The organism is Sideroxyarcus emersonii (assembly GCF_021654335.1).
Lineage (GTDB): Bacteria > Pseudomonadota > Gammaproteobacteria > Burkholderiales > Gallionellaceae > Sideroxyarcus > Sideroxyarcus emersonii.
Genome location: NZ_AP023423.1, coordinates 636,989 through 655,894 on the forward strand (window position 1 = coordinate 636,989; position 18,906 = coordinate 655,894).

Annotated in this window: 20 protein-coding genes; 10 read left to right on the forward strand and 10 right to left on the reverse strand. The window is 61.3% G+C overall.

Annotated elements, in window-relative coordinates; translation table 11 throughout:
• Window positions 1-72: 72 nt before the first annotated feature.
• The 9 genes from L6418_RS03025 to L6418_RS03065 all read right to left on the reverse strand — a co-directional run bounded on the left by L6418_RS03025 (window position 73) and on the right by L6418_RS03065 (window position 11,543).
• Window positions 73-426, reverse strand: coding sequence for a hypothetical protein (locus L6418_RS03025; RefSeq protein ID WP_237248006.1), 354 nt, complete (start codon window positions 424-426; stop codon window positions 73-75).
• A gap of 95 nt (window positions 427-521) precedes the next feature.
• Entirely contained in the window at window positions 522-1,118 is a 597-nt protein-coding gene (locus tag L6418_RS03030; protein WP_237248007.1) for a hypothetical protein, read from the reverse strand.
• Entirely contained in the window at window positions 1,115-2,596 is a 1,482-nt protein-coding gene (locus L6418_RS03035) for a hypothetical protein (RefSeq protein ID WP_237248008.1), read from the reverse strand. Before L6418_RS03035 ends, L6418_RS03030 begins: the two co-directional genes overlap by 4 nt.
• A complete protein-coding gene (locus tag L6418_RS03040; RefSeq protein WP_237248009.1) occupies window positions 2,597-3,799 on the reverse strand; it encodes a type II secretion system F family protein in 1,203 nt (400 codons plus the stop codon). It abuts the gene before it with no gap.
• Window positions 3,800-3,807: 8 nt separating this feature from the next.
• Window positions 3,808-5,514: a GspE/PulE family protein gene (locus L6418_RS03045; protein WP_237248010.1), complete on the reverse strand. Its 1,707-nt coding sequence runs from the start codon at window positions 5,512-5,514 to the stop codon at window positions 3,808-3,810.
• An 8-nt stretch (window positions 5,515-5,522) separates the two neighbouring features.
• Entirely contained in the window at window positions 5,523-6,647 is a 1,125-nt protein-coding gene (locus tag L6418_RS03050; RefSeq protein WP_237248011.1) for a tetratricopeptide repeat protein, read from the reverse strand.
• Window positions 6,644-8,485: a type II secretion system protein GspD gene (locus L6418_RS03055; RefSeq protein ID WP_237248012.1), complete on the reverse strand. Its 1,842-nt coding sequence runs from the start codon at window positions 8,483-8,485 to the stop codon at window positions 6,644-6,646. The genes L6418_RS03050 and L6418_RS03055 overlap by 4 nt, the downstream gene beginning before the upstream one ends.
• Before the next feature lie 84 nt (window positions 8,486-8,569).
• Window positions 8,570-10,096 (reverse strand): ExeA family protein, encoded by a 1,527-nt coding sequence (locus tag L6418_RS03060; protein ID WP_237248013.1) that lies wholly within the window; start codon window positions 10,094-10,096, stop codon window positions 8,570-8,572.
• 31 nt (window positions 10,097-10,127) lie between these two features.
• Window positions 10,128-11,543 carry a sigma-54 dependent transcriptional regulator gene (locus L6418_RS03065; RefSeq protein ID WP_237248014.1) on the reverse strand — a complete coding sequence of 472 codons (1,416 nt, stop codon included), beginning with the start codon at window positions 11,541-11,543 and terminating at the stop codon, window positions 10,128-10,130.
• Between the two features lie 147 nt (window positions 11,544-11,690).
• Between L6418_RS03065 and L6418_RS03070 the strand changes: the two genes are divergently transcribed.
• The 10 genes from L6418_RS03070 (at window position 11,691) to rpmG (ending at window position 18,475) form a co-directional block, all read left to right on the forward strand.
• A complete protein-coding gene (locus L6418_RS03070) occupies window positions 11,691-12,491 on the forward strand; it encodes an ABC transporter ATP-binding protein (RefSeq protein ID WP_237248015.1) in 801 nt (266 codons plus the stop codon).
• On the forward strand, window positions 12,491-13,279 hold the full coding sequence (gene mlaE, locus L6418_RS03075; protein ID WP_237248016.1) for a lipid asymmetry maintenance ABC transporter permease subunit MlaE: 789 nt from the start codon (window positions 12,491-12,493) through the stop codon (window positions 13,277-13,279). Before L6418_RS03070 ends, mlaE begins: the two co-directional genes overlap by 1 nt.
• Before the next feature lie 4 nt (window positions 13,280-13,283).
• On the forward strand, window positions 13,284-13,745 hold the full coding sequence (gene mlaD, locus L6418_RS03080; RefSeq protein WP_237248017.1) for an outer membrane lipid asymmetry maintenance protein MlaD: 462 nt from the start codon (window positions 13,284-13,286) through the stop codon (window positions 13,743-13,745).
• Window positions 13,746-13,769: 24 nt separating this feature from the next.
• The gene (locus L6418_RS03085) at window positions 13,770-14,420 is read left to right on the forward strand and encodes a phospholipid-binding protein MlaC (RefSeq protein WP_237248018.1); all 651 of its coding nucleotides are present in this window, start codon (window positions 13,770-13,772) and stop codon (window positions 14,418-14,420) included.
• Window positions 14,417-14,713 (forward strand): lipid asymmetry maintenance protein MlaB, encoded by a 297-nt coding sequence (locus tag L6418_RS03090; protein ID WP_237248019.1) that lies wholly within the window; start codon window positions 14,417-14,419, stop codon window positions 14,711-14,713. Before L6418_RS03085 ends, L6418_RS03090 begins: the two co-directional genes overlap by 4 nt.
• A gap of 31 nt (window positions 14,714-14,744) precedes the next feature.
• Window positions 14,745-15,995 (forward strand): UDP-N-acetylglucosamine 1-carboxyvinyltransferase, encoded by a 1,251-nt coding sequence (gene murA, locus L6418_RS03095; protein WP_237248020.1) that lies wholly within the window; start codon window positions 14,745-14,747, stop codon window positions 15,993-15,995.
• A gap of 48 nt (window positions 15,996-16,043) precedes the next feature.
• Window positions 16,044-16,682, forward strand: a complete 639-nt coding sequence (hisG, locus tag L6418_RS03100) for an ATP phosphoribosyltransferase (RefSeq protein WP_237248021.1) — start codon at window positions 16,044-16,046, stop codon at window positions 16,680-16,682.
• 11 nt (window positions 16,683-16,693) lie between these two features.
• Window positions 16,694-17,992 carry a histidinol dehydrogenase gene (gene hisD / locus L6418_RS03105; protein WP_237248022.1) on the forward strand — a complete coding sequence of 433 codons (1,299 nt, stop codon included), beginning with the start codon at window positions 16,694-16,696 and terminating at the stop codon, window positions 17,990-17,992.
• A gap of 66 nt (window positions 17,993-18,058) precedes the next feature.
• Complete coding sequence (rpmB, locus tag L6418_RS03110; protein WP_013028836.1) at window positions 18,059-18,295, forward strand: 50S ribosomal protein L28; 237 nt, start codon at window positions 18,059-18,061, stop codon at window positions 18,293-18,295.
• A gap of 12 nt (window positions 18,296-18,307) precedes the next feature.
• Window positions 18,308-18,475, forward strand: a complete 168-nt coding sequence (rpmG, locus tag L6418_RS03115) for a 50S ribosomal protein L33 (RefSeq protein WP_013028837.1) — start codon at window positions 18,308-18,310, stop codon at window positions 18,473-18,475.
• A 44-nt stretch (window positions 18,476-18,519) separates the two neighbouring features.
• On the opposite strand, the gene L6418_RS03120 is transcribed toward rpmG, so the two are convergent.
• Window positions 18,520-18,891 (reverse strand): hypothetical protein, encoded by a 372-nt coding sequence (locus tag L6418_RS03120; protein WP_237248023.1) that lies wholly within the window; start codon window positions 18,889-18,891, stop codon window positions 18,520-18,522.
• Window positions 18,892-18,906: the final 15 nt, after the last annotated feature.

The window sequence follows — 18,906 nt, forward strand, 5'->3', positions numbered from 1 at the left end:
TGATGAATGCCGCCCCATGTTGACGCTGAACGAGCCGAGATGTGCGCAAGTAAAGCATGGTGCGCGCCCTGTTTATTGAGGCTCTTCAGGTGCGGGTGCTTCGAGCATGAGCCGTTCGCCCACCTTGAGCTGCACAGGCCGCGGCTTGCCGGGTACGGTGACGGGCACGCTGGCCGGGTTCCTGTCGTTGCCGCGTTCGGCAGCCTGCGCAGTGCCGTTGATCCATACGGTACGGTTGCCGCCCTTCTTCTGCACGACGCCGTTGACGATGATGTAGTTGCGGCGCACGTTGTCCGAAGTGCTGCCACCGCCGCCGCTGTTGCGTTCACCGACGTCCAGTTGCTGGCGCTGCTGCGGGGTATAGAACAGGCGGCCGAGCTCGGCCGCGTTAACACTTTCATGCCATATGGAAGCCGCTATTAGCATGAAAGCCAGAAGCATTGTTTTGTTCGCTGGATTCCGGCCTGACCGAAGGGCAGCCTGTCCTGAGCTTGTCGAAGGGCCGGAATGACATAGGTTATTCATGGCGCCCCCTTGTTCTTCATGGTGAACCAGCCGCCCGTGCATTCGGCCTTGAGCGGCGCGAGTTCGTCCGCCGTCCCGTTGCGCGAGAGCGTGCAGCCGTCCAGCATGAACCAGCCGCTCATCTGCTGCTGCATGTTGTTCAGCAGGTGCAGCAGCTGTTCTTCATGCAGCAGGTCGAGATGCAGCGTCATGCTGCTGCGGCTGAGCTGGAAGTTGCCGCTATCCAGCGGCGGTTTTGGCACGAAAGCCTGCTGCGGCGCGATGGTGTATTTGAGGTCGAGCACGGTGCCTTGCAGGCGCAGTTTCTCCAACCCTTCGATCCAGTCCAGCCGCTGTTCGTTTCCGATGACTTTCTGTGCCTGCAGGGCGTTGTATTCCATGGCGTAGGAGGACATGTTTTCCTGGTCGCTCTGCGCGGCGATGAGCTGGGTGCGTGCATCGGTCAGCTGTTTCTGTGCGGCCTGGCGGTCCTTTAGCGATTGCGCCAGATAGCCTTCGCTGGCGCTAATGAGCGCGCCGGCCAGCACGAGGCTGAGCAGGAAGGCGAGCAGGCTCCATTTGAGTTCCGGCAGGTCGGCTTTGGAGAGTTTCATTCTTTCTGTCTCCAGATGATCTTCAGCGTGAACTGTGCGGGGCTGCCATCGTTCTTTTGCGCGTCCCCGCTGATGCTGCCTTTCGAGCTGACATCCAGCGGCTGTTTCAGCACGCTGACAGTATACCCCTGTGCGGTGAGCGCTTGCTGGAAGCTGTCGAGGTAGTTGATGGCCTTGCGGTATTCGCTGCCGAAGTCGACAAGGCTGCCGTCGAACGTGATTACCTGTGCCGGGTAGGCGGAAGGAGCGGCATCGGCCGCGCTGCTCTGCCAGGCAAGCTTGTCGACCTTGATCTGCGTGAACTTGTCCAGCGTGAGCGTCAGCGGTCGCAGGATGTCGGCCGGTGACGCCGCATACTGATTCAGCTTGCGTGCCAGTAGTACGGCCGTCTTCATGTCGGCGGCGGGAACGGTGGTGTTGGCGAACGTGCGCTGAATCTCCTGCGTCTGCTGTTTGACGTGCGCCGTCTGCATGTTGAGCGGTTCAGTCTGCGCGATATAGTCGCGGCTCTGCATGAATTCGGTGCCGCTCAGCAGCAGGCTGACCAGCGTGATCGCTGCGGCAGTGCCAAACAGGATGCGGCGCAACCGCCATAACCAATGGAAGTGCGTATGTTCGGAATTGGCGTAATGGCTGGCCGGCGGTTTGCTGGCGAGCAGGTGCAGCAGCAGCGGTGTGGCATCGGAATCGGTGTAATCGTTCTTCGCCTTGAAGCGCTTGCCGAGATCGTGGATGTCGAGATAGGTGTAGCGCAGTTCGCTGTCGTCTTCGAGGCGTCCCTGCAAGACGAGCCGGTCGTTGGCATCGCAGATGATGTAGACGTCCAGGATTTCTCCCGGCGGGGGCAGGCTCAGACTCTTCAGGTATTGCTGGGTGCGCGGTGTTTCGTTCACCACGGATTCGTTGAACGAACTATTGCTGTTGATCGGGATCAGGCGCGAAAAATGCAGCCGCTTGGCGTTGAAGTAGGTTTGCCGCAGTCCGGCATCTTTTTCCCACGAGAGCAGCAGCACATGGTCCGAGTGGATGGCCTTGATCAGGGGGGCGCTGATGTTGGGCAGCGAATAGATGCCGATCAGCGGGATGTGGTTCGCCTGCAGGGCGTCCAGCCAGGGCGAGATGCGCTGCGGGTTGGTCAGCGCCGAGAACAGCATCTCGTCGTCGCGGCGGCCTTCTGCCTGGCGTTGTAGCAGGGTGGCCTGGTGGAACTGGGTGCCGCGGTAGAACTGTTCGAACTTGCGTTCCAGTAGGCTCTTGCGGGCCGATCCGGACAGGTGCGGTACGACTTCCAGCCGGAAGTCTTCTTCGATTACGTCCACCAGCAGGTAGGCCGGGTCGCGATGATCTTTCAGGAAATTGGAGAAATCCTCGCGTCCGTTCGAGTTGTTGGCGAAATATTGCGGTGCGCCCAGCTTGCCGCCCTGCCAGATGGAGGCGTGGAAGGAATCGGCGCTGAGGAAGAGCAGGGTGCGGGCCATTTAGATTTTCACCTTGCTGATGATGTCGTAGATGGGGGAGAGCACCGACAGCATAACCCATCCCAGCAGTGCCCCGAGGATGATGGTCATGGTCGGCTCGATCATCACTTGTACCTTCTTGATCGAGTCTTTCACGTCGCGGTCGTAAAAGTAGCTGACATTGAGCAGTGCCTGGTCGAGCTGGCCGGTGGCTTCGCCCACTTTCAGCATGCGTACCACCAGCGGCGGGAAGATGCCGGTCTGCTGGAAGCTTTGCGTCAGATTCTTGCCGGCCTCGATCTCCCGCATCACGTTCTGCAGGCTTTGCGCGATGACCTGGTTGTTCACCAGGTCGCGCGAGTTGGCGATGCAGTCGAGGATGGTGATGCCGGAACTGTACATCATGGCAAAGGTGTTGGCGAAGCGCGCCAGGATGATCTTGCGCAGGATGGGGCCGGTCGGCCAGATGTGCAGCTTGAGGTTGTCCAGGTGGTACTGCAGGCCGGGATTGGTGATGAGGGCTGCCTTGTAGATGCCGAACAGCACTGGCGGCGTCAGCAGGATGACGTACCAGAAGTTGACGAAGAAGGCGGAGGTCGCCAGCAGCATGCGCGTCTGTATCGGGATATCCTGGCCCATGCCTTTGATGAAGCCGACCAGTTGCGGCACCAGGTAGATCATCAGGAAGAAGGTGATGGCCAGCACCACCGTGCCGACGAAGGCGGGATAGATCATCATGTTCTTGGTCTGCGAGGCCATCTCGTCCTGCCATTTGAGCGACTCGGTGAGATGGTTGAACACGTCGACCAGGCGTCCGCTGTCCTCGCCGGCGCGCGTGAGGCTGACAGTGATCTTGTCGAAGGCGTTGGGATGCTCCGCCATGGCCTGCGAGAGTTTCTTGCCGCTCTCGATGGATTCCACCATGTTGGCGATGATCTCGCGGAAAGTGGCTTCTTCCATGGTGTCGCGCAGGTCGGCCAGGCATTCCAGCAGCGGTACGCCGGCACGGACCAGCTGGTTGAGGTTGAAAAAGAAGGTGATGAGGTCGGCGCGCTTGATCCTGCTGCTGCCAAAGCTGACCTTGTTCTCTTCTTCCTTGCCGCTGATCAGGTCCAGTCCCGCGCGCTTCAGGCGCTGCTCTAGGTCGATCAGGTTGGCGGCGTCCTGCAATCCCTTGGCGGACTTGCCGTTGCTGTCGATGGCCTTGTAGGAGTAGAGCGCCATGATCCTGGTTACATCCGGTCGCTGAGGTCGACCACGCGCGCCACTTCGGCGATGGAGGTGACGCCTTGCAGGATGCGCCGGATACCGTCCTGGGCCAGCGGCCGGAAGCCGCGTTCCAGCGCGGCGTTCTTCAGGTCGCGGATGCTGGCGCGGCGCGCGATCAGGTCATCCAGGTCGCTGTCCATCCTGAGTATCTCCATGATCGCCTGGCGCCCGGTATAACCCTGGTGCTGGCAGATGTCGCAGCCGGCGGCGCGATAGATGGTGATGTTCTCGTCGTGCCGCACGCCGAGCATCTTGCATTCGGAGTGGTCCGGGTGGTACGGGTATTTGCAATGCTTGCACAGCACGCGCACCAGGCGCTGGGCGATGATGCCGATGATGTTGCCCGCCATGATGTCGGGCAGGATGCCGATGTCGAGCAGGCGCGGGATCGCGCCGATGGACGAGTTGGTGTGCAGTGTCGAATACACCTGGTGGCCCGTCATGGCCGCGCGGAACGCCATTTCGGCGGTCGGCTGGTCGCGGATCTCGCCGACCAGGATGATGTCGGGGTCCTGGCGCATCAGGGATCGGATGCCGCTGACGAAATCCAGTTTCGCCGCTTCGTTCACCGAGCTCTGGCGGATCAGCGGGATGGGATATTCCACCGGGTCCTCCAGCGTCATGATGTTCACCGACTCGGTGTTGACGTGGTTAAGCACCGAATACAGCGTGGTGGTCTTGCCGCTGCCGGTCGGGCCGGTGACCAGCACGATGCCTTCGGGTTTGGCGACGATGGCCTTGAGCGTGTTCAGGGCCGCTTCATCCAGCCCGATCTGGTTGATCGGCACGATGCCTTTCTGTCGGTCGAGGATACGCAGCACCAGGTTCTCGCCGTAGGAAGTGGGGTGCGATGCGACGCGGAAATCGATGGGGCGTCCGGACAGGCGCAGCGAGATGCGTCCGTCCTGCGGCGCACGCGTCTCGGCGATGTTCATGCCGCTCATCACTTTCAGGCGCACGACCATCGCCGGCCAGAAACTCTTGTGCAGGCTGCGCACCTGGCGCAGTACGCCGTCGACGCGATAACGGATGCGCAGGAAGCTGCTCTCCGGTTCGAAGTGGATGTCCGAGGCCCCCATCTGGACGGCTTCGGTGAGCAGGGCGTCGATCAGGCGGACCACCGGCTGGCTGAACTCGTTCACGCCCTGCTGCAGGTTCTGGTGGTCCATCTCGCCCGGCTCGATCTCGTGCAGGATGCCGTCGATGGAAAGCTCGAAACCGTAGTACTGGTCGATGGAGCGCAGGATGTCCGATTCGCTGGCGAGCTGGGTGACGAGTCGGTATTCGTCGCGCAGCAGGGCGCGCACCTGGTCGAGCGCGATGATGTTGTCCGGATCGGCGATTGCGATGGTCAGGATCTTGTTGGCTGCGTCGACAGACAGGGGCAACAGGATGTAGCGGCGGGCGATTTCCTTGGGTACCAGGCCGATGGCTGCGGGATCGACGAGGACATTGGCCAGGTCGACGCTTTCCTGCCCCAGATTCTCGGACAGCACGTCGCGTATGGTCGCTTCGGAAAGGAAGCCGAGACGAACCAGCAGGCGCCCCAGCGGTTGCGGCGTTTTGTTCTGTTCCTGGGTGGCGATGCGAAGCTGATCCTCGCTGATCACCCCCTTCGCTATCAGCAGGTGCCCGATGGGCTGCTGGGTCTGTTGTTGCGGTGCAGCCATCTTCTTCCTTATTTGGCGGCCGTCAACTCGTTCAGGCGTTGTTGTGCCTGTGCGTGGTCGAAGCCGGAGCGACCGGAAACGTCGAGCTGCAATGCCTGCTGATAGTATTGCGCAGCGAGTTTGCGCTGTCCCAGATGATCCAGGCTGACCGCCAGGTTGAAAGTGAATTCGGCATTGGCCGGTTCCAGCGTGTGTGCGTTGAAATAGGATTGCTGCGCATCGCCCCATCCCGACTGTTCTGCGTAGTAGTTGCCGAGCGCGAAATGCAGTGCGGCGGAACGTGGCTGTTCGGCCAGCAACAGCTTGAGGCGGCTTTCCGTATTGCCGGTATCGTTCGAATAAGTCATCAAGGCGGCCTGGGCTGCGGGGTCGCGCGGATCGAGCACCAGCAGTTCGCGGTAATAGTGCTGTGCCGTTTCGTTCTGGCCCTGCTGTTGTGCGATGGCGGCCAGGCCGAGCAGGGCATCGCGGTTATGCGCGTCCTTGCTCAGTACCTCGCGGTATCCTTGCGTGGCTGTGGCGTAGTCGCTGCGCTGGTAGGCCTGATAGGCGTCGAGCAGTGCCGGCGTGATCGTGTCCGTTTCCACCTTGCGCTTGACTACGATGTCATTTGTCGCGGGCCTGTTGTAGGGGGTGCTGACTTTCGGTTTGTTGCGCGGCGCATCGAATTCCTCGTTGCGAGCTGCAACCATCGGCTGATCGGGCTCGGCCGGCGCCGTCTTCTCCTGTGGCGGAATGAACGGAACCAGTGCCTGCGTGGCGACCTTGACCGGTGCGGGCGCTGCTGCTGCCACGGGCGGCGCTGGCGGGGGCGCAGCGCGCTGTACCAGCTTGGGCTGGCTGGCGGGAGAGATCTGCAGCCAGACGTAATATCCATAACCGGAGCCGAACACCAGCGCGATCAGCAGGGTCGTGGGCACCAGTCCCAGCTTCCAGCTGCGCCCGGCCGGTTTCTTCTTCTTGGCGGCGAACATGGTCTCGCCGGCGCTGCGGCTCGATGCACTGGCCGACGATGAGGTCGAGGCGGCCGCGGCTCGCGGTGCAGGGGCATCCTCCAGCGTCAGGTTGGAAAGGCCGGTGCCTTGCGATTTGTCTCCGGACTTCTTGTTGAGTGCGTCGAGTAGCAGGCTCATGGCTTCGCTTTCTCGTCTTCAGGCTTGAGGAAGTTCGCATCCGGCAGGTTGCTGCGGTATGCGCTGTAATCGCCTTCCATGCTGGCATCCTTGATGATCACCGGGCGCAGGAAGATGACTAGTTCGGTCTTGGCGCTGGTGTCATTGCGGTTCTTGAACAGGTTGCCGAGGAAGGGGATGCTGTCCAGCACCGGGATGCCGTCGGACAGGTTGTTGATCTCGTCCTGCATCAGGCCGCCCAGCACGGCGATCTGGCCGCTGTTCACGCGGATGATGGATTCCATTTCGCGGGTGCGGATTTCCGGGACCCTGTTAACAATGGGGGCTACGGAGCATGTTGTGCCGGTACCGCATGGAAATGCCAGGCTCGGATTGGGATCGTTCACATAGTCGATGATGCGCGTGATGGTCGGACGCACATTGATCGTTACGTAGTCCGAGTCATTGATCTCGGGGGTCACGTTCATGGTGAAGCCGACCGCAACCGGAATCGGGGTGGTCGTATAAACCGGCGGCGTATTGCCGTTGACCGAGGTCATGCCGGGGGTGACGGTGATGGAGAAATAGACCTTGTTGTCCACCACCTTGAGGGTCGCGGTCTGGTTGTTCATCACGCTCAGCTTGGGGCTGGAGAGCACCTTCACATCGCCGAACGAGTCGAGCAACTGCACGGCGCCGGACAAATTGCCGAACTTGGAGGTGGGATTGCTGTAGCTCAACACCGCCATGCTGCCGGTATTGGCGGCCGGCAGAGCGGCCGTGCCTTGCTGGACCAGCGAGAAGCCTTTTCCGCCCGTGGCCAGCGCGGACCAGTTGATGCCTTGCTGGTAGTTGCTGCTCAGCGTGACTTCAGCGATGGTCGCTTCGATCAGCACCTGCCGGCGCGCCGTCGACATGACCTTGTCGATGAATTCCTGAATCTTCTTGTGCTGGCGAGCGGTGGCGCGCACGATCAGCACGCCGGTTTCCTTGTTGGCATTGATGTTCACGGCAGGCTCGTACTTGGCGGTCTGCTGCACTGTCGATGCCTGGCTGTTCACGTCCTCGTTCCCGGAGCCGGAAACGCCGCCGCCGGTCTTGCTGGCCGGACCTTTGCCGCTGCCCGAACCGGAGGCGATGCTGCTGTTGGCGGAGACACCGCCGGTGCCGCGGGCGGCGGCAGCCATTTCGTTGCGCAGCTCGACTCTTTCGGTGTACCGGATGCGGTCTTCATCGGCAATGATGGCGCGGACGTTCTCGACCAGGCTGTCCATCAGGTTGTTCTTGGTTTCGCTGGAAACGATGGTCGACGCCGTATTCCCGCCGGTGGTGGATCCCGCAGTTCCGCCAGCGCCGCCGGCCGTTCCGCCGATCTGGCTGGAAGTGTATATCTTGCTCGAGACCGAGCGCGACATGTTGATGAAATCAATCTTGTAGGTCTTCAGGAACGGTTTGTCCACCTCGACGAACAGGTTGCCGTTCTCGATGGTGTAGCGCATGTCGACCTGTTTGGAGATGCGATCCAGTATCTGCGGCAGGGTCTGGTCGATGGCGTTGAGCGTGACCAGGCCCTCGATGCCGGGGCCGACATCGATATTGATCTTGGCATCGCGCGCCAGTGCGAACAGCACTTCGCGCGCCGGGGTACTGGTGACGACTACGCTGTAGGTTTCGACTTTCGCTGCGGGTTTGGGGGGCGGGAGGACGACTGAAAGCTTGCTGGTGGGGGGGATGGCGCCAGCCGGGATATGGGCTTCGTCGCTCTGCTGGAGATGTTTGTCGGATGGGGTAAACGTCTTGGTGCCGCAGGCGGCGAGCGAGATACAGGCCAGATACAATGGTACGCGCGTGAACTTCATTTTTTCGATATCCCCCTTGACATGGCGCAAAGTAACATCATTTTCCGAGTAGGGCAATATGTCATTTGGCCTATATACAATCGCTTAGGGCATATTCTGCGAGCCATCTAGCAAGTACAGGGTCGGTGCGAAAGCTTCCTTGTATCGTTGCGGCAAGTGTTCCATGCCTGCGCGTGCTTCGTTGCTGCTGCCGTAGAGCCCATATAGCACGCGGTATCCATCCTTGCCGCTGAGCTTGATCGGTACGATGTATATCTTGGCAAGTATCCCCAGTTTTTGAGCGCGTATGAGGAAACGTTCCATGCGTTCTGGGCGAACGTCATCGGTATAGAACAGCTGGATGCTGGTCTCTCCTGCGGTGGCCGCCGACAGTGCGTCGCGCGTTGCGTCGAGCCGCTGCTGCATGAGCGAGATGTCCTTGTGGGCTGCCGGTTTTGCTGCGACGGCTGCGGCAGCCTGTCTGGGCTGGGCATTGCGTTGCTGTGCCGCATGCTCCTGCTCGGCGGGAAGGGTCAGCGTGTGGTCGAGGGGCAGTACGACATTGGCAACCTCGGCGACGGCGGAGGCTGGTGCAACTTCGGACGCGGGGGCTGCAGCGGAAGCCGCTATGACCGAGGAAGCGGCTGGTGCAGGCTGGGAGGGAGTGACGGTGATCGGCTGCGTTGCGGCCATGCGTTGCGTTTCTGCCGGCTCCAGATGGTGGGAGCTTTGTCCCATGAACCAGCCTGCCCCCGCCAGGGTGGCGGCGAACAGGGCGGTGCCGCCTGCCATCGAGATGCTCTTGCGGTTGAGCCAGCTGTTCATCGGCACCATCTCGCTGTCGCGGATGGCGGCCTGGACGTGGCGCACTTCGATCTTGTGCGTGTTTTCGACGAAAGCGGCGAGCAGGGCCTTGTCGGCCAGGATGTTGACCCGGCGCATCAGTCCCTGCGAGGCCTTGCCGATGAGCAGCACGGCGGCGGGAGAGAAGATGTCCGGGCCCTTGTAACCGGCGGCGCGCATGCGGAACATCAGGTAGTCGTCGATTACCTTGCGCGAGATCGGCAGGATGCTGAAGTGGTGCACGATGCGGTCCTTCAGCTGGCGCATGTTGCTTTGGTCCAGCTTTTCGTCCAGCTCGGGCTGCCCGAACAGCACGATCTGGATCAGCTTGTGTTTGCCGACCTGCAGGTTGTACAGCAGGCGCAACTCTTCCAGCGTTTCCAGCGGCATCGCATGCGCCTCGTCCACCAGCACCACACAGCGCTCGCCGCGTTCGTACATGGCTTCCAGCTGGTTGAGCAGGGACTGCAGGATGACGTTGACGCGCTGTCCCTCGAGGTTGAGGTCGAGACGGTCGGCGATGGCATAGAGCAGTTCGTCGCGCGACATGCTGGGGTTGGCCAGGTAGATGGCCTTGATGTTGGCGGGCAGGCGTTCCAGCAGCATGCGGCACAGCATGGTCTTGCCGCTGCCGACTTCGCCGCTGATCTTGACGATGCCTTCGCCGTCGGTGATGGCGTAGACCAGGGCATCGAGTATCTCGCCGCGATTGGCGCCGGAGAAGAAAAATTCGGTGACGGGAGTAATCTTGAAAGGCGGCTCGGTCAGGCCGAAATGCTCCAGATACATCTGCTGTCCCCTTTATGCTGTGAATTCTGCTTTACTGTGATTTCTGCGCTTTGTGTTTTTGCACCGCTTCCATGCGGCTGTACAGCGTCGTGCGCGCTATTCCCAGCAGCTTGGCCGCCTCGCTGACGTTGCCGTGCGCCAGCTCCATGGCGGCGTCGATATAGCGGGAAGTATAGCCCATCAGCAGGTCGTCCAGATCGAATCCGCCTTGCAGCAAGACTTGCCGGGCTTCGGCGGACTGGTCGGACGGAGTACTTCCCGCGCCTTCCGGCTGCGGGTCGAATTCGGCCTCCAGCTGATGCAGATTGACCTCGATGCCGGGATACTTGGTGGTCAGGCGGATGACGATGTTGCGCAGTTCGCGGGTGTTGCCGGGGAAGGAATAAAGCTTCCAGGCTTGCTGCGCGGACGGATCGAGCTTGAACGGCGGGCGCTGCGCCTGCATGGCGTAGAAGCTGCTGAAGTGCTCCAGCAGCAGCATCTTGTCCTCACCCAGTGTGCGCAGCGGCGGCACCTGGATGGTGAAGATGCTCAGGCGGTGATACAGGTCGTTGCGGAAGGTCCCGCTGCGTACTGCCAGCTTCAGGTCGCGGTTGGTGGCGGCGACGATGCGCGCATTGCTTTTGCGCGTGATTGCCTCGCCGACGCGCTGGTATTCGCCGTTCTCCAGTACGCGCAGCAATTTGGCCTGCAGTTCCGGCGGCATCTCGCCGATCTCGTCGAGGAACAGGGTGCCGTTCTCGGCCCTTTCGAAAAAGCCCGGTTGCGCACTGGTCGCGCCGGTGAACGATCCCTTGGCATGCCCGAACAGCGTGGATTCCAGCAGGTTGGGCGAGATGGCGGCGCAGTTGAGCACGACGTAGGACGTGTCGGGTTTGCCGCTCAGGCGTTGCAGGGCGGCAGCGACCAGCTCCTTGCCGCTGCCCGACTCGCCTTCGATCAGCACCGGGTAAGGCGTCTGGGCATACAGCTCGATCTGGCTGCGCATCGCCTGGATGGGCTGGCTGTTGCCGATGATGCCGAACAGCGACTGGCTGTCGGTGAGGCCGGACTGTTCGCTTTGCTGGATGCGCAGCGCATCGCGCAGCAGGGCGCGCAAGGTCTCCGGCCCGCAGGGTTTGGCGACGAATTCGATGGCGCCGAGGGTGCGTGCGTGCCGCGCATTGCTTTCCTCGTTCTGTCCGGACAGTGTGATGACCTTGATGTTGGGTGCATGCGCCAGCAGTTCGGTGATGAGGCGGAAGCCCTCTTCCGGGCGGTGCGGCGTGGGCGGCAGGCCGAGATCGACCAGCGCCAGTTGCGGCGGGCTGCTCATGTCGCGCAGCAGGCGGATGGCTTGCGCGCGGTCTTCGGCGAGGTGTATGTCGAATTCATCGGCCAGAATGAGCCGCAAGGAATCACGGATGAGCGGATCGTCATCGACGATGAGTAGGGCAGGGAGTGTCACGCTGTTATCCTGAAAGTGGCCAATGAGATATGTGTAACGCATGCAGGATAGCCCGCAATCGCATGGAGCTCAAGTTTCGGCGTGTTTCCAAGTTGCGGTGGCGTAGTTTAGAATGCGCCCCTCTTTCAACGAGCGATAGGTTATCCAGTGTCCGCACCTCTGGTGGAAGTCCGTGACGTCAATTTCGCCTATGACAGCCGTCCGATCCTGAAAGGCATCAACATGTCCTTTCCGAAAGGGAAGCTGATCGCCATCATGGGGCTGAGCGGTTGCGGCAAGACGACCTTGCTGCGCCATATCGGCGGGGTGCTCAAGCCGACCGGGGGGTATGTGAAGGTGGATGGACAGGTGATCCACGAACTCGACCGGGAGGGGCTGTACGCGATGCGTCGCAAGATGGGGATGCTGTTCCAGTTCGGCGCGCTGTTCACCGACATGACGGTGTACGACAACGTGGCGTTCCAGATGCGCGAGCATACCGATCTGCCGGAAGAGATCATCCGCGACCTGGTGATGATGAAATTGCACGCGGTGGGGTTGTATGGCACGCAGGACCTGATGCCGGGCGAGCTTTCCGGCGGCATGGCGCGACGCGTGGCGCTGGCGCGCACCATCGCGCTGGACCCGATGCTGATCATGTACGACGAACCGTTTGCCGGGCTGGACCCGATCTCGCTGACGGTGGTGGGCGAGCTGATCCGCAAGCTGAACGATGCGCTGGGAGCGACCTCCATCGTGGTGACGCACGACGTGCAGGAATCGCTGAAGATCGTGGATTACGTCTATTTTGTTGCCAACGGCGCGATCATCGCGGAAGGCTCGGCGGACGATATCCGCGCCTCCGGCGAGGCGTTCGTGAAGCAGTTTGTGCACGGCGAGATGGACGGGCCGATACCGTTCCATTATCCCGGCAACGATTTCAACACCGATTTGGGAGTGCATGCCTGATGGCTATAGTCCGCAGTCTGCGTGGCATCGGAAAACGCGTGATCAACGCCGTCTGGCGTACCGGTTACGGCGCGCGGTTCTTCCTGATGACGTTGTTCTACTCCGGCATGAGCTTCCGCCGCTTCCGCCTGACGGTGCGCGAGATGTTCTTTTCCGGCGTGATGTCGCTCATCATCATCCTGGTGGCCGGCATGTTCGTCGGCATGGTGCTGGGGCTGCAGGGATATGAGACGCTCAAGCGCTACGGTTCCGAATCGGCGCTGGGGTCGCTGGTGGCGCTGAGCCTGGTGCGCGAACTGGGGCCCGTGCTGGCAGCCCTGCTGTTTGCCAGCCGTGCGGGGTCGGCGATGACGGCCGAGATCGGCCTGATGAAGGCTACCGAGCAGATCGACGCGATGGAACTGATGGCGGTGAACCCGATCGCGCGCGTGGTGGCGCCGCGTTTCTGGGCGGGGGTGATCTCCATGCCCTTGCTGGCCGCCATGTTTTCCGCGATGGGGGTGTTCGGCGGTTACGTGGTGGGGGTGGTGCTGATCGGCGTGGACGAGGGTTCGTTCTGGTCGCAAATGCAATCGGCAGTGGATTTCCAGCATGACGTGCTGAACGGCGTCATCAAGAGTTTCGTGTTCGGCGTGGCGGTGACGGTGATTTCGCTGTTCGAGGGCTATGACGCGCCGCCCACGGCAGAGGGTGTTTCGGGGGCGACCACGCGCACGGTGGTGCAATCGTCGCTGGTCATCCTGATGCTGGATTTTATTTTGACCGCGTTCATGTTTCGAGGGGATTAGTGTTATGGAACGGACTACATTGGATTTATGGGTAGGCGCATTCGTGGTGGCGGGCATTGCGGCGCTGGTGGTGCTGGCGCTCAAGGTCGGCAATCTGAGCACGTATAACGTGTCGGATACGTATCAGCTGCAGGCGCACTTTACCAACGTCGGCGGCCTGAAACCGACTGCTTCGATCAGGAGTGCCGGCGTGCTGGTCGGGCGCGTGACCAGCATCGTGCTGGATACCGACCGTTATGAGGCGAAGGTGACCATGAGCATCGACAAGCGTTACCAGTTCCCCAAGGACACATTCGCCAATATCCTGACTTCCGGATTGCTGGGCGAGCAGTACATCGGGCTGATCCCCGGCGGGGACGACAAGATGCTGCAGAATGGCGACGAATTCAAGAAGACGCAATCGGCGGTGGTGCTGGAGGATCTGATCGGCAAGTTCCTCTATAACAGTACCGACTCGAAGAAGTGATTTACGGAACGGAAAGAGAAGACCATGAAAAAGATGTTCGTGCTGTTGTCCGGTGTGTTGCTGCTGTCTCTGGCGCAGACGGTGCGCGCCGATGTGCCTGATCCCGATGTGCTGATCAAGGAAACGGTACGCGAGGTGCTGGATGTCGTGCGCAAGGATCAGGAGCTGCGCGCCGGCAACCAGAAAAAAATGTTGGAACTGGTGGATGCGAAGGTCCTGCCCCATTTCAACTTCGAGCACATGACGCGCCTGGCGGTGGGCAAGTCCTGGCGTACCGCGACGCCGGAGCAGAAGCAGGCGTTGATGAACGAATTTCGCATCCTGCTGGTGCGCACCTATACCAAGGCATTCACTTCCTATCGCGACCAGGTTGTCGAGATCAAGCCGCTCAAGCTGGATGCCGCTGCGACCGAAGTGACCGTCAAGACTTCCATCGTCAAGCCGGGCAGTTCGCAACAGCCGGTGCTGGTGGATTACGACATGGAAAAGATGCCGAACGGCTGGAAGGTGTATGACCTGACCGTGGAAGGCGTGAGCCTGGTGACCAGCTATCGCAGCACATTCGCCGACCAGATCCAGCAGGCCGGCATCGACGGCCTGATCAAGACGCTGGTCGAGAAGAACCAGTCCGCCGCCTCCAATGCTGCGGTGGCCGAGAAGGCGGGCAACAAGTGATCCAGCGCGAAGGCAGCCTGATGCGGGTGTCCGGCCGGCTGACGATGGATACCATCGGCGCCAGCTTTGCCGAGGCCATGCAGCCGCTGGAAGGCAAGGACTGGACCATCGACATGGCCCAGGTCGAAGCGGCCGATTCTGCTGCGGTGAGCCTGCTGCTGGGGTGGCTGCGCAACGCCCAGCGCCATCAGGCGAAACTGGTCATCGTCAACGCTCCCGACGGGTTGCGCAGTCTCGCCGCCTTGTATGGGGTGGCCGACACGCTGCCTTTGAGCCACTCATCCACACCATAAGCGCCGCGTCGACGGCGAAGAAGATCACCCAATGCAAAAATTAGCCATTCAAGGCGGCATCCCGTTACGCGGCGAAGTGCGCATCTCCGGTGCCAAGAATGCAGCCCTGCCCATCATGTGCGCCAGCCTGCTGACTGCGGAGACCCTGCGTCTGACCAATCTGCCGGACCTGCACGACGTCGGTACCATGCGCAAGCTGTTGCAGCAGATGGGGGTCGCGGCAGACACGGCGACGGGCGAGATCACCTTCAGGGGGGACAAGGTCGACAGCTGGGAAGCGCCGTATGACATGGTGAAGACCATGCGTGCGGCCATCCTGGTGCTGGGGCCGCTGGTGGCGCGCTTCGGCGATGCCAAGGTGTCGCTGCCCGGCGGCTGCGCCATCGGCTCGCGCCCGGTCGATCTGCATATCAAGGGCCTGCAGGCGATGGGCGCCGAGATCGCCATCGAACACGGCTACATCCATGCCAAGGCCAAGCGGCTCAAGGGGGCGCGCATCTTCTTCGATATCGTCAGCGTTACCGGCACCGAGAACCTGATGATGGCGGCCGCACTGGCGGACGGCGTGACCGTGCTGGAGAACGCCGCGCGCGAACCGGAAGTGGTGGATCTGGCGAACTGCCTGCGCGCCATGGGTGCACAAGTCAGCGGCGACGGAACCGATACGATCACGATCACCGGCGTCGAAAAATTGCACGGTGCGACACATCGCATCATGCCGGACCGCATCGAAAGCGGCACCTTCCTGGTGGCGGCAGCGGCGACCGGCGGCAGCGTCACCCTGCACGAAACGTGCGCCGATATCCTGGAAACGGTGCTGGAAAAACTGACAGAAGCGGGAGCCCGAATCAAGGTCGCGGGCGACACCATCCATCTGGAGATGAGCGGGCGCCCGAAAGCCGTCAACGTGCGCACCGCACCGCACCCGGCTTTTCCCACCGACATGCAGGCGCAATTCATGGCGCTCAACTGCATCGCCGCTGGCAGCGCCATGGTGGTCGAGACCATCTTCGAGAATCGCTTCATGCACGTGCAGGAGCTGCGCCGACTCGGTGCGCAGATCGATGTGGAAGGCAACACCGCCGTGGTGCGCGGCGTGGAGCGGCTGGAAGGCGCCACGGTGATGGCGACCGACCTGCGCGCTTCCGCTTGCCTGGTCATCGCCGGACTGGTGGCGCAGGGCGAGACGGTCATCGACCGCATCTACCACCTGGACCGCGGCTACGAGCACATCGAAAGCAAACTGTCGCAGCTCGGTGCTAACATTCGCCGGATCAAATAACACAATTGGGCGCTGCGGGCGCCGTTTGAAATGACTGGAAGCAGGGAAATGATCACCATCGCCTTATCCAAAGGACGCATCTTCGAGGAAACGCTGCCGCTGTTGAAGGCGGCCGGCGTGACTGCGCTGGAAGACCCGGAGTCTTCGCGCAAGCTCATCCTGCCGACCAACCGCGACGATGTGCGCCTGATCATCGTGCGCGCCTCGGATGTGCCCACCTATGTGCAGTACGGTGCCGCTGATCTGGGAGTGGCGGGCAAGGATGTGCTCAACGAGCACGGCGGCGAAGGCTTGTACCAGCCGATCGACCTGAATATTGCCAGGTGCCGCATGATGGTCGCGGTACGCAACGATTTCGATTACGAATCGGCTGTTAAACAGGGTGCGCGCCTGCGCGTGGCGACGAAATATGTGAAGACCGCGCGCGAACACTTCGCCGCCAAAGGCGTGCACGTGGATCTGATCAAGCTGTATGGCTCCATGGAGTTGGCGCCACTGGTCGGCTTGTCCGATGCCATCGTCGACCTGGTGAGCAGTGGCGGTACGCTGAAGGCCAACAACCTCAAGGCAGTGGAGGAGATCGCGCCGATTTCTTCGCGGCTGGTGGTGAACCAGGCCTCCCTGAAGCTCAAGCGGGCGACGATCCAGCCGATGCTGGATGCCTTTGCCCAAGCGGTCAAACAATAAGCGAGCCCGTCATGAACATCACCAGACTATCATCGAGGCAACCCGATTTCGAAGCCAGGCTGGGCAAGCTGCTGGCCTTTGAAGAAACTGCAGACGAGAAACTGGAAGCGACCGTCGCCGCCATCCTTGCCGATGTGAAGAAACGCGGCGATGAGGCCGTGCTGGAATACACGCGCAAATTCGACCGCCTGCCGCTGGCCGATGCCGCTGCGATGGAACTGCCGAAAGCCGAACTGAAAGCCGCGTTCGACGGCCTGCCGGCGGACCAGAAAGGCGCGCTGGAACAGGCTGCCGGGCGCGTCACCGATTATCACAAGAAGCAGGTGCAGGTTTCCTGGAATTACCTGGACGACGATGGCACCATGCTGGGGCAGCAGGTCACACCGCTGGATCGCGTCGGCCTGTATGTGCCCGGCGGCAAGGCCGCCTATCCTTCCTCCGTGCTGATGAACGCCTTGCCTGCCAAAGTGGCCGGGGTGGCCGAGCTGATCATGGTGGTGCCCACGCCGGACGGCGTGAAGAACCAGCTGGTGCTGGCGGCAGCGTACCTGTCGGGCGTGGATCGCGTGTTCACCATCGGCGGCGCCCAAGCTGTGGCGGCACTGGCGTATGGCACGGACACCATTCCCAAGGTGGACAAGATCGTCGGCCCCGGCAATGCCTATGTCGCATCGGCCAAGCGTCGCGTATTCGGGGTGTGCGGCATCGATATGATCGCCGGTCCGTCCGAGATACTGGTCATTTGCGATGGCAAGACCGACCCCGACTGGGTGGCGATGGACTTGTTCTCGCAGGCCGAACACGACGAACTGGCGCAGGCCATCCTGCTGTCGCCGGACGAGTCCTTCATCGAGGCGGTGGCGGCCAGCGCCGACAAGTTGCTGGCCCAGATGGCGCGCAAGGACATCATCCGCACCGCGCTGCAGAACCGCGGGGCGCTGATCCATGTGGCGGATATGGACGAGGCCTGCCGGATCAGCAACCGCATCGCCCCAGAGCATCTGGAACTGTCGGTGGGCGACCCCAAGACCTGGCTGCCCAAGCTCAAACACGCCGGAGCCATCTTCATGGGGCGTTACACCTCCGAGTCGCTGGGCGATTACTGCGCCGGGCCGAATCACGTTTTGCCGACTTCCGGCACGGCACGGTTTTCCTCGCCGCTGGGGGTGTACGACTTCCAGAAACGCAGCAGCCTGATCCAGGTTTCACCCCAGGGTGCCCAAAAATTGGGCGAAATCGCCTCGATTCTGGCTTTTGGGGAGGGTTTGCAGGCCCATGCCCAGTCCGCCCTGTACAGAAAAGGAAAGTAGGGTTGTGTCTTTGGGGGGCTTTAGGTAGAATCGCGCCTCTTTGAAAAACTGGTTGGGGAAATTGTCATGGCACGCGTCTGTCAAGTAACTGGGAAAAAGCCCATGGTGGGCAACAACATCTCCCACGCGAACAATAAAACCAAGCGTCGTTTCTTGCCGAATCTGCAACGTCGCCGCTTGTGGGTGGAATCTGAGAACCGTTGGGTGTCTTTGCGCCTGACTAATGCTGCACTGCGCACCATCGACAAGAACGGCATCGACGCTGTCCTGTTCGAGATGCGTGCCCGCGGCGAGAAGGTATAAAGGAGAAATACTGTGGCAAAAGGCGCACGCGAAAAGATCAAGCTGGAATCCTCCGCCGGTACGGGGCATTTCTACACCACCAACAAGAACAAGCGCACCACCCCGGAAAAGCTCGAATTCATGAAGTTCGACCCGGTGGCTCGCAAGCATGTGGCATACAAGGAAACCAAGCTGAAGTGATCCAGGCTTGAATCCGGAAAAAGCCCGCAGCATTGCGGGCTTTTTTATTGCTTTTGCCCGCTGGCGGGGGGAGGCTTCGTGCTGCTGAAGGTGGCGAGGAACTTCTGCTTGGCGGCATTCAGGTAGCTGTCGCTGCACGAGCCCTGATATTCCAGCCAGTGAACGGTGTTGTTGGTGAGAACGATGCTGCCGGAGATGATGGCGCTTCCCGCAGAAACGGCCAGCGCGGCAGCCAGGCAATCGCCGTTGTTGCTGGAGCAGTTCGGATTGAAATCGACCGCCCTGAGGGTCATGCTTTTGGTGTAGGTCTCGCACGAAGAATTCATCGCCTCTTCCTGGTCGACCACCGGGACAACGACGCAGGCCGCCAGCGGGAGCGCCAGCAAGCCGACCGGAAGTGCCCTCAGGATGCCCATCTGGCGCGAGGGCGG